This window comes from bacterium (assembly GCA_019695305.1).
Lineage (GTDB): Bacteria > UBA10199 > UBA10199 > UBA10199 > JAIBAG01 > JAIBAG01.
This window is the reverse complement of record JAIBAG010000045.1, coordinates 1-11,416: the sequence shown is the minus strand read 5'-3', so window position 1 is coordinate 11,416 and position 11,416 is coordinate 1. Positions and strand designations below refer to the sequence as shown.

8 protein-coding genes are annotated in these 11,416 nt (G+C 39.6%); 4 read left to right on the top strand and 4 right to left on the bottom strand.

The features are described from left to right. Nucleotides 1-2,617: putative metal-binding motif-containing protein (locus K1X76_12515; GenBank protein MBX7149886.1), on the top strand; the 2,617-nt coding region annotated here is incomplete at its 5' end. On the opposite strand, the gene K1X76_12510 is transcribed toward K1X76_12515, so the two are convergent. The 4 genes from K1X76_12510 to K1X76_12495 form a co-directional block, all read right to left on the bottom strand. Next, nucleotides 2,614-4,251 carry a hypothetical protein gene (locus tag K1X76_12510; protein MBX7149885.1) on the bottom strand — a complete coding sequence of 546 codons (1,638 nt, stop codon included), beginning with the start codon at nt 4,249-4,251 and terminating at the stop codon, nt 2,614-2,616. The two genes, K1X76_12515 and K1X76_12510, sit on opposite strands and share 4 nt — an antisense overlap. Before the next feature lie 177 nt (nt 4,252-4,428). Then, on the bottom strand, nt 4,429-7,479 hold the full coding sequence (locus K1X76_12505; protein MBX7149884.1) for a protein kinase: 3,051 nt from the start codon (nt 7,477-7,479) through the stop codon (nt 4,429-4,431). 3 nt (nt 7,480-7,482) lie between these two features. Continuing rightward, the gene (locus K1X76_12500; protein MBX7149883.1) at nt 7,483-8,994 is read right to left on the bottom strand and encodes a helix-turn-helix domain-containing protein; all 1,512 of its coding nucleotides are present in this window, start codon (nt 8,992-8,994) and stop codon (nt 7,483-7,485) included. A 166-nt stretch (nt 8,995-9,160) separates the two neighbouring features. Beyond that, entirely contained in the window at nt 9,161-10,063 is a 903-nt protein-coding gene (locus K1X76_12495) for a DUF91 domain-containing protein (protein MBX7149882.1), read from the bottom strand. 169 nt (nt 10,064-10,232) lie between these two features. Between K1X76_12495 and K1X76_12490 the strand changes: the two genes are divergently transcribed. The 3 genes from K1X76_12490 to K1X76_12480 all read left to right on the top strand — a co-directional run. Then, nucleotides 10,233-10,775: a hypothetical protein gene (locus K1X76_12490; protein ID MBX7149881.1), complete on the top strand. Its 543-nt coding sequence runs from the start codon at nt 10,233-10,235 to the stop codon at nt 10,773-10,775. Beyond that, the gene (locus tag K1X76_12485) at nt 10,766-11,236 is read left to right on the top strand and encodes a hypothetical protein (protein MBX7149880.1); all 471 of its coding nucleotides are present in this window, start codon (nt 10,766-10,768) and stop codon (nt 11,234-11,236) included. The genes K1X76_12490 and K1X76_12485 overlap by 10 nt, the downstream gene beginning before the upstream one ends. Continuing rightward, nucleotides 11,233-11,416 (top strand): hypothetical protein (locus K1X76_12480; protein MBX7149879.1); only part of this gene is annotated, 184 nt, incomplete at its 3' end. The genes K1X76_12485 and K1X76_12480, both read left to right, overlap by 4 nt.

The following is an 11,416-nucleotide window of genomic DNA, read 5'->3' as shown; positions in this document are numbered from 1 at the left end:
TTTAACCATTGGTGGTGTAGCGGTTGTGGTACTGGCTGCTCCTGCAGAAATTACGGCGGGCGGTGTGATTAGTGTTATTGCTTTAGGCGGCTTACTTGTAGGCGGTACTGGCTGTACCGCTGATAATCCGCCAGATGATGTAGATACCGATACACTTGTTGAAACGGATGACACAGATAATTTGCCCAATCCCGATTGTGTTGATGACGATAATGATGGTTATGTGAATGAAAAATGTTCTGCAGAAGAATTAGATGAGCTTCGCAGAAGGTCATCGATGGCCGATTTAAAAACCGGTGATTGCAATGATGAGAATGACTCCATTTATCCTGGAGCCACTGAAACTCCTAATGACGGTGTTGATCAGGATTGTGATGGTGACGATTTAGTGATGGGCGATACGGGTGATACAGACACCGGTATTTCAGATAGTGGAGATACTGATTCTGTTGCTGATACAGATGATACTGGCGACACAGATATTGTGGATACTCAGGATACTGATACTCTTGAAACGGGTGATACAGATGTAGACACAGACGATACTGATACCGGGGAAACCGATACAGATGTAGTAATTCCTGATTACGATTTAGATGATGACGGCCATGATGATATTGCTTTTGGTGGCGATGATGAAAATGACAACGATGCGAGTGGATACCGTTATGTAGATTTATTTACGGATATTGATGGTGATGGGTATACGGTTGGTGAGGGTGAAAGTATTTTGATTGGTGATGATATCCCCGCCGGTTATGCAACACAGCAAAGTTTAGAAGACGATATTGATGATTTTAATAGCAGTGTATGGCGTTATTTAGACGGCTATGCCGATGCTGATAGCGATGGTTATTCGGTTGCCGAAGCTGAAACCTTACCTGTGGGCACAAGTCTCCCCGCCGGATATTTTGAAAACCCTACCGTACAAATTGATTGCGATGATGCGAACAGAGCCGTTAATCCTGGAGCTCCCGAAATAGAATATGACGGTGTGGATAATGATTGCAGTGTAGCTACGCCTGATGATGATTTAGATGGAGATGGGTATTTAGCGATTGATGATTGTGATGATATCAACCCCACAGTAAATCCGGGAAATTTTCAACGTGTGAATGGCATTGATACTAATTGCGATGGAAGCACAGCGATTAATTTAGCTACCGATAGTGTTTTATTATTGGGTGAAGCGGTTGGAGATTTGGCTGGTGATAGTGCTATAGCTTTAGGTGATGTGAATGGAGATGGTTTTGATGATGTATTAGTGGGTTCAAATTTAAATTATGTAAGTCCTTCCATAGGCCATGCAGGGTCGGTTTATATTAAATATGGCTCCCCAGATTTTTTTAATGTTCGCGGAGCTTCAAGCTTATCTAATGCCGATGTTAAAATTACATCTACAATGCCTATTGAAAGATTAGGTAGCAGTATAGGTGCAATTGATCTGGATGGCGACGGGATTAAAGATTTAATTGTAGGTGCTGGAAGTTATAATAATTCCGGAGCTCAGGCTTATGGTTATGGTGATGGCACTAATTCTGGTGCACTATTAGTATTTAATGGAGGTAGCATTGTAAGTGGAAGTGATGCATCAGCTAATGCGATTATTCTGGGAGAACAAAACGAATTAATTGGTGGAGTAACCTATGTCTTTAAAGATGATATCAATGGTGATGGATATGGAGAAATTGTAACAACTGTTGCCGGAAGAGACAGCGGAACGATCGATTTTATTCCTGCAAGGCCTTATAGCGGAACCATTAGCAAAGACAGCATAAGAACCTTGCGCTTTCATGATAATATCAATTGGCAAGGCAATGATTGGGGAAATCATGTGGTTGTTGGAGATGTAGATGGAGATGGATTGGGAGATGTTTTATTAGCGGATACTGTTGATTATAACAACGGAGGACGTGGACGCGTTCTATTGATTTATGGAGACTCCAACTTACCTAATAATATTGAGTTAAGTGATTTAGTACCAGCATCGGGTGTACGACACCTGAATTTTAGAGGGAATTTATCACTTACTCGTGCCGGTTCGGCTGTTGATTTAAACGACATAGATGGGGATGGTTTGGCTGATATTGTAATTGGTGCCAATCAAGATGAAACCGGTGGTGCCGGATCGCCTCATGGTGGGGTAACGTATGTGTTGTATGGTCAAGATATTCAAGATGCACGTTCTGGTGTAGGTGGACTTGATCTACGTGCCAATGGCAGTGATGTTACTTTAAATGAACATGATGTTAATTTATTGAATGGGTACCGTATTTACAACACTACACCCAATGGCCAGCTTCCGTCTGCTGTTACTGCCAGTAGTGATACGGATGGAGATGGAATAAACGATTTGTTAATGGGTGCCGCTGAATGTTCTACTACTGGCACAGCTTTTTATATGAGTGGTCATACACTGTCTACAAGCCCCAGCCCTACAATTGATGTAGCTACCACACAGCAAATACCGGGTACAGGCATGGTTAATTTTGGGACCTTTGTTGCTGGTGGTGGCGATGTGGATGGTGATGGAAGCCAGGAAATCCTGATTAATGATGCTGCGGCTGGTTCAGGGAAAGGTGCTACAGCCGTATTAGCCGGTGGATCTTCGTATTAAAGCGCTAGAATTGTAACTGTTTCTAAATCAATGGCTAGCATCCCTTTTAAACCTTCAGACCCAACTAGCAAATATTCATTCCCCGAAATATCTTTCTGGTAGCTTATTGTACTGGGTTTCAGCTCGATTGGTTTATCGATAAAATCAGTCAAATTGATTGTGCCTACTCGTACAGTAGCAGGATCGCGTGCTACACCACTGGCTTTAAATAAATCTAAAACATAAATTTTATTATCACTACATACTATATAGGCCCTGGTTTTATCGGTATTTAAAACAATATCTTTTGGATTATTTCCAATACTAATACCATTTGTTGCACTGGCAAAAGTAGAAGTAACTCTTGAATTGGCAGGAGTTAACGCATCATAACTATAAGTAATCACCCAAATTTTAGCGTGAGTTTTATCCAACAAAAGAGCCCTCCCCACTTGAGTTGATGTTTGGTACTTATAAACCAACAAATCACCAAAGTCGTTGGCTGTAAAAATAAAATTATCCCCACTTGTTAAAGGAGAAGAGCCACCAAAACGACCTCGTGAAGGGTCTAATAAATAGTTTGCGCGTAAGCGAATGTTATTGGATGTATCTTCAAATAAAGCTAAAGCAATTTTAAAACTTCCATCATCCATATCAAACGCCAGTGTTTGATTGTGAGTAAGAGGCATTCCTTGAGCATCTACGTCACCTATTTTAAAAAAATCTATATTAGTAGAATAATCCATAGGTGTAAGACTAAATATTCTCCCATGATTTTGAGCTGCTATTACAGACTTTATACCAAACCGTAATTTCCCATCCCCAGAAAATTTTAAAGCTGTGTAATCTTCAGCTTCAGGCACAGTTACTGTACCTACATCACTTAAAACGTCTGTTAAAGGATCACCTAAATATTCAGGGAGAAATGAAGTATACGGAATACCTGCAGAAGTGCGATTAGCCAAATAAGAATTTGTTGGATCGTAGGCTAATTGATTTTGTGCAGTGCCGATGCTGTAGTTATTTTCAGCATTACCCGCCACCATGAAAGTACCATCAACATTAACAATAGGCACAATGTTGTTACCCGCTAAAGTAAACGCAACATCCGAATCGGTTAATCCCAAAGTGGCTAGCTCCAATGCAGAACCTCCGGCTACAACATCGCTGGGTGTATTTTTAACCCATAATAAATGTTGATTGGGGGTTTCGGTAATCGCTTCACTTTTTTGTACACCATCTGTTACCGCCATACTCAGTTGGCTAGCTACTGTGGTACTAGGGATAGAACATTCAAAGCTGCCGTCCATTTTAAGGGGACAGCTTACGGGAGTAGCCTCATCCGCAACAACTTGCACACTAAATACATCGGCAAACCCATCTTCATCCGTATCACTCATGCCGGTGGTATCCACCGAACCGGCATCGCCCATAACAGGAGTATTTTGATTGGCATCGGGTGCGTAAGTTACTACATGACCCTTAGTAAGTGATGGAGGAGGAATGCTACTTTGGGGCAGTAAATTACCTCCGCCACTGCCGGGAGCTGGCCCTTGAATGGTGGGTGAACCTTCTTCAATACCCTGACTGCCTGTTAAACCGGAACAGGCTGAAAAAATAAGTGTGATAAAAAGTAAGAAAATACGTATTTGCATAAAAACTAACCCCGTCTTGTTTTACAAGCAATAGAAGTGCCATGATTTGAAAGATTATTGTAAAGTTAAGGTATTGAAATTATTGATATTTATTTAGAGGGGCTTAATGCAAGTATCCAATTTATATACATATTTTGACGGGCTCTCATAATGAGAACTCTCTTTATGATTGCAGATTTATGATTGCAGATTTAGAGTTTTTTTCCAGTTTTCATAATCTACCATATTAAAACCCTTGTTAGTTTTTAGTTTTTCAAGAGTTTCTAATGTGTTTTTTAGGCCTGTTTCATCGCCCTTAGCTTTGTCCAAATCCGCTTTTTCCTGCCAATAATATTGAGCATAAATTGACATGGCGGATGATTGTTGGAGTACGGCAAAAGCCGCGTTGAGATGATTTAAGGCTTCATCATTTTTTTTCTGCAAGCGGCAAATATGGGCAAGGCCCAGTAATGCCAAATATTTTTCCATCTCGTATGCGGAATTTTGATTGAGATTGATGGAAATAAAATTAAAGTATTTGTATGCCTCGTCCAGGTGATTCAAGTGAAGATGTATTCGGGCTATATTGGAACATACGGCATACAGATTTTCGGCTTCAAGAGAAGTTTTTCGGACTAAATCGAAGGCATGCATAAAATATTTTAAAGCCGCTTCCCACTGCCCGCAATCTTCTTCAAGATTTCCCAGCTCGTTATAAACAGAGTGAAGCCAATGCGATATTTTTTTATGTTTAAGTTTTTCCAAGCATTGACTTAAAATAGTGCGGCTTTCGGAAGTAAGCCCAGCCTTTCGCTTGGCCATGCCCAGCATGTAGAGAGTGGGTAAATATTTGGGAGAATCTTGTCTTTTTTCGAGAAGTACAAGATTGGCTTCTAAAGTTTTTATGGCCTTTGTCAGCTCTCCTCTCATCGTATAAATAAAATCGATATCGTTACGGGCTGCCTTTATTTTTGTTTCATCATCGGGTAGCTCTTTCCATTGCTTCCAAGCATCTTCCACTAGTTCAACAGTTTTTTCTACTTGGCCTTCGTCATAGCTTAAACGAGCCATTCTCATTTTAAAAACAGGAACCATCCAAAAATCGTTGCCTGTCGATAATTTTAAACCTTTTTTATAGCAGTTACCGGCTTCTTCTCGATTACCTTGAAGATAATAGCTGGTTCCCATCAGCTCCCAGGCCTGTGCGTCCATTTTGCTTTTTTGGAGTGTTTTACGCGCGTTTTCTAGCATGCCGCTTTCCAAGTATAATCCGGCCAGCTCAATTACGGCTTGATCGGTCAAGTTTGAATCGATATCTTTTTTATTCAATAAGATTTCCAATGCATTGATAGCTTGATCATTTAAGAGATGGGCACGTTTTATTTGGGCCAATTCCCATAATTTTAAAGGTGCGTCTTTGGTTTTACCCCTACCTTGGTGATAAAGTATCAATTCCTTGTCGGCTCCTTGACGAATAAGATAATCGGCAATTTTATCCGAACGAGATTCAGAATCGGAACTATCCATCATTTCAACCACTACTTCGGCGTACAGAGGATTAGTAAAATAATAAGAAGCTCCTTCGCAGCGTATGATACTTTCCTTTTCTAAAAAATGAAGATCGTCTTGGATGCTTGAGGGCTGTGACAGTTCCATCAAATCTTCAATCGTCGGTTTTCCGGTGAGAGCTAATACATTCAATATATCTTGTTGTGTTTGGGTAAATGAGAATGATTTCAATTGCTGTTTAAGCCCTTCTTTAATGGAAGTGGTTATTCCATTTTTACCCAAATCAATTCCGATATCATCCAATACTTTAATCGACCAACTGCCATGAGTGTCACGAAGAATATTTTTTTCAAAAAGGCTTTTGGCATATTGAGACAAAAAGGCCGGATTACCCTGGGTGTGGGAATAAATAACGCTCACCATTTTATCGGGAAGATCAGCTATGCCGGTGGCTTTTTCGAGATATTGCCTTGTTTCATCTTTATTGAAGTTTTCGAGATGAATTGAAAGACATGGAAAATCATCTATGTGAACAAGGCTTGTTATAATAATGAGAACAGGTTTTGAAGAAAAGAAATGTGAGGCAAATTCAAACAGGCTTTTATCGGCCTGATTTTGATCGGCCAACACAATAAATGGAGGAGCTAGTTCGTTAAACGGAGTGCTGTCAAAAAGCTCAATAGACATCGTTTTTATCAGATTTTTTCTGGCAATATCCCTGATTTCTGCAAGCACGCGCGATTTACCCACGCCTTCTTTTCCACTGACAACAACGGCCAAAGGCTGTGTAAAGTCTTTTAAAAGAATCCTGTTTTTGAATAGAGTGTCAAGTTGCTCCATCTGCTTTTGACGTGCCACCAGAGCGCCTTGTGCTGGTATATAACTTAAAATTGTTTCTTTGGTTTCAACGGGAATGAAGCGACCTGTTAAAAAAGAAATGTCGTTGATGACTTCTGCCGCCGAAGAATAACGTTGGGTTGGATCTTTTGAAAAAAGTTTTAAAAAAATTTTATCGATATAATCAGGCAGATCGGATTTGAGTGTGGAAGGCTTTGGAAAATCTTCTTCCAAATGAGCCTGATGAATTTCTTCGGTAGTTAAGTAAGTAAACGGCAACCTGCGTGTAAGTACTTTGAAAAAAGAAACTCCAAGCGCGTATAAATCGCTACGGTTGTCGGGGTGCTGGCCTTGAATAATTTCGGGGGCAAGATACGTTGCGGTTCCGACAATTTGATGTTTTCCTTCTTTGGCACCCTTGGAGCGCTGATAAAAATTGGCCAGGCCAAAATCTATAATTTTGAGCACAGGTTGGCCCGAAACGGAAGTGACCAGCATATTTTGAGGTTTGATATCGAGATGTAAAACGGATTGTTGGTGCAGATAATTGAACGCCCTTAAAGCATCTATAAAAAGATTTTCTTTTTCATGAAACGTCATTTTATCGGTTGCATAAAAAAGATCGCTTCCTTCGATGAATTCACTGACCAGATAGAGTTGATTTTCGGTATTGTCAAATCCGGCATCAAACACCTTGGCTATATGCGGATGATCAAGATTTTTAAGTGTTTCAAATTCGGCTTCAAAATTTTGCAGGATTAATTCTTTGGGAAGCTCGCCACTTAATGAGATAAGTTTAAGCGCAACAATCTGTCCCGTTTTTTCATCTTGCGCTTTGGCCACATTTCCGGAAAAGCCTTTTCCTACATACGACAAAACTTTATAGTGCCCCGCAATAGTCATCCTTTATACCCTTATGTTATTGGTGGGGCTAAGGCAAGCATAAGAACGGCGGATACGGTCTGTTTTTTTGGAATACGATTCCATAGGCTCGGGATTTTCCAAAAACATGGAGCGTAGAAGGGAAAAAATTTGTTCTTTCGCGGTTAAAATCAGCGTTTTTTGATAGGACGGTGTAAATCTGAAGTCGTTACGGCTTAAATAATGGGCGCAATAAACATTTCCATCATCGTCTCTTTTTTCAACAATCGTTTCGGATTTATTGGGTCTTTTATCGACTTTATCCAAAATTGTGGAACTGACTTCAACAAGATTTTGGCGAAGCATGAACATATTGTTATTGGCATCGTTTACTATACTGGCCGGAACATTTGCTTTTGAAATTAACGTGGATATTTTTTGGGTTTTATCTTCTGTTAAAGGTGAAAAACCCCAGTCGGTGAGATGAGCAATGATTTTCATGGCCGCTTCAAAGGGAGTGGTGTCTACAAATGGGTCTTCATCTTCATGGAACGACCTGGAATGATGATTTAAAATTCCGTTGCAGGCTTCTTGCGGCAGTCCCCATTTTTTAGCCATGATCGCACTCACAACGGGATGTAATTCGTAAACAACATGATAAAGAAAATTTCTATCGATGCTTTCCAAATTGTTCCAGGAATTGAAAATTTTAAACAAGGCGTGCTCGCCGATATTTTGGGCCATAACAGCAAGGATTAAATGATCAACATTAAGGCCTTTTAAATAAGGGGACAACTCACGGGTCATCAATACGGCAAGACTTACAAATTCATCCTGTTGTTGCAGGTAAGGCAGTTCTTTTGAATAAGAATAAACCCCGTTCATGCTCAAAACTGCCGTAAGCAATTCTTTAAGCTGGTTTATGGAAAGCCTGTTAAAACAAGATAAAAGATTCGTCTCGGGTTGATCGGCAAAAAAGATACGGTTGGCCGTATGAAAAAGGAAAAAACCGATATGAGGAGAACGGGCCAAATAGCCAGCCAGACTTTCGCCTTTTGGAAAAAATCCTTCGCAGTCTTTTAAAAGTGTTTCTCCCTTATAGAGGGAAAGAACCTCAAAAAGAAAAACAATGTTTTCGGGCAAGTGTGGAATAGCGGACAAGCTGTTTACATCTTTTTGTAAGCGGGAAAAGAAGCTCTCGTATTCATCATCTTTTAAAGGTTTATATTTCCACAAGCCCTGAGTTTGACGGATGGTTTGGCAGCCTTCCAAAAATTCATTCTTGTAGAAAAAATCTTCTTTTTTATCTTCAACCTTTTCTTGAGCAGGAACGCTAACCCAAGAACGTATTTCGGAGACATCCTTTTTTAAGAGAGCGGCAATAGCCGTAAACTGTTTTCTATCAGGCAGGTTACTTCCGTTTTCAATCGATTCATATTGTGTAACAGGCAAAGCTAAAGCTTCAGCCATTTGGAGGCTTGTTTTACCGGCACTTTTCCGGGCGCGTGCTAGGAGCATCCCGAATGAAACAAAAGGATATGGATTTGATGAAGTCATAAGTGCCTTTCTGCTTAAAAATATCTAAACATTGTAAATGGATAGCATATGATTTGGCGAGAGCTTTTAGGAGATGTTTTATGATTATTATCAGAGGTCATAAGGGATTAGACTATGGATAAAAAAATATCCTACTAAAAAATAAAACAATTTGCATTCCATCGTTCTAACAGCTTTCCAGATATGACTGTTTTACAAAGCTCATCACATATTCCAAGTCATCCATGCTTTTAAGAATAATCTCTGTGTTTCCATAACCATAATGCCCCACTTTAGAAACATCGCGTGTCATGCCTTTTGGATCATTCAAATCTTTTTGGTTAATAATAATGTGAATTTTAAGAGCACTGACCTGAATGCTGACATACAAAAAAGCACGGTTAGTGCGATAAGCCACATAATGTTTGCGCGGCAATTCTTCGATTTCTTGCTCGCTTTCAAAATTTAAAACGCGTTCCCGTAATTCGTCAAAAAGCTCCTTGATATTAGGCTCTGCCTTTTCGAGCAAGCGATCCACAGAGTAATCATCATAGGAGATTTGCGTCACTTTGCTGGCAGAGGTGTCTTTATTTTTCTTGGCCTGAGAAGTAGCGATGGAGCGCAACTCAAAAGTATTATTTTCGTAAAGAGAGTAAGTCCACAGCTCTATATTTTCCGCCATGCGGTTGATGGCAAATTGATCATACTTATTGAACGATTGGGCAATAAGTATGAGACGTGGAGAGCCATATTCGACTTGTATTTTTTCTTTTAAAATTTTTTCGACCAAAACCTGAAAATCACCTTTGTGATCAATCAGCCAATCCAAATAAAATAAACCCTGATTGATGATATTGTCTTTTTCGCCCCATTTATATTCGATAATTACCGGCGAATCATTATCATCGAGACCTAAGCTATCAATGCGTCCTCCATGCTTTTCGCTGATTACGAATTCCGTCGCTAAAAAACGCACATTAAAAAGAGTTTCGAGGTTAGATTCCACAAAGCGTTGCAGTTCTTTTTCATTACGGAAATCTTTTTTCTTTAATATTTCCAGGGAGCCATTTTTATTTGTAAACAGTGTCATAGGTTTGCAACGTTAAGCAACTCGCCTTAAAAAGCCAGCTTTTTTTGGTGGGTATTTTACCGGCTGAAAAAGGCTTTTTTAACGCTATGCGTAAAAGTATTTTTTAAACGAAAACTTATAAAAAACCGTTTGCAATTTAATTTTACCAGTTCAAGAATGCAGCCCTTAAATGTCTTTAACAAAAACACATAAAAAATGGCTTAAAAGTATTACTGCCGTACTCGCTGTTATTGCAGGTAGCCATTATGCGAGCTCTTATTTTGATCATCTTTTAAATGACAAAACGCCCAAATTAGTAGTGAACCAATTTTACAATACAGTTGAGCCTAAAAAACCAGTCCCTGCTCAAGTTGGTAGTTTGATTTTGGATTATCAAGCCTTATTTTTGGAGGAACAAAGCGAGTATATTGTACAAATCGAAAATAAGGGCCGTGGTCCAGAAGAGGATGTGGGTGTTAGCATTCAATTCCCTGCTGAATTAACAGCGAATGAGCCTGAAATCCAAAGTTTAAGAATATACCAGCCCGAAAATATCATTTGGAATGAAGGAGTATATTTTGTAAGCCTGGCTCAATTTCCTAAAGACGCTTTTGCAAGTTTGGTATTTGAAGTGAAGGACAATATTAAAAAATTATGTAAGACAAATGTAAGGGTAGCAGGCAAACAAGTAGAGGCACAGATTGAAAAAATCAAAGGATTAGAATGCAATTAGTAAACAAAATTTTATTTATTTGTGTGCTTTTTCTTTCTTTGAATGCAAGAGCCGAAGAATGTTATTTTAAAGACGGTGGCTATTGTGTTTCTCAAATCTTTAATTCCACAAGGCAAGCTATTGATGAATCTAAAAACGAAAAGGCAGAACAAATTAAACAAGGTATATCCAAAAATGGTTATGGGCCTTTAGGGATAACTCTTCCTGTCAATGAAGGGACTTTTATTTATGTAAGCTATGATGTGTTGTGGGACTGGATGGTTACTGGTGGCGCAGTTTTAGCAGAAGATAAGACAACTGCCTTTAACGAGGCCTCTAAAGCCGGAGGCACTAAAATTGCCGGAGTTAATCTGGTGGTGCTGGGCGCACGGACACTGCAGAAACTGGTGGACCTGCAAATTTTAACTTTGGAAGACGCACAGAAAATTTTAAACGAAGCTAAAGAAAGAGGTGCTGAGTGAACTGGAAAGAAAAATTCAAAGACGTGCTTTCTCCTCTTTTAACTTTGTACACTATTACCTACATCGGCCTGATGCTGGTTGATTTTATTTTAAAGGAAAAGTTCGACATGCCCGGTGGGATGATGCCGGTTTATATTGCTCTTGTCGGTGCATACTCCGCCGAAAAAGAAATCAAACGCT

Bases quoted from the DNA above. Each gene is read 5' to 3' on its own strand.
- K1X76_12505 (MBX7149884.1), bottom strand. From the start codon at position 7,479: ATGACTATTGCGGGGCACTATAAAGTTTTGTCGTATGTAGGAAAAGGC.
- K1X76_12490 (MBX7149881.1), top strand. From the start codon at position 10,233: ATGTCTTTAACAAAAACACATAAAAAATGGCTTAAAAGTATTACTGCC.
- K1X76_12485 (MBX7149880.1), top strand. From the start codon at position 10,766: ATGCAATTAGTAAACAAAATTTTATTTATTTGTGTGCTTTTTCTTTCT.
- K1X76_12500 (MBX7149883.1), bottom strand. From the start codon at position 8,994: ATGACTTCATCAAATCCATATCCTTTTGTTTCATTCGGGATGCTCCTA.
- K1X76_12495 (MBX7149882.1), bottom strand. From the start codon at position 10,063: ATGACACTGTTTACAAATAAAAATGGCTCCCTGGAAATATTAAAGAAA.
- K1X76_12510 (MBX7149885.1), bottom strand. From the start codon at position 4,251: ATGCAAATACGTATTTTCTTACTTTTTATCACACTTATTTTTTCAGCC.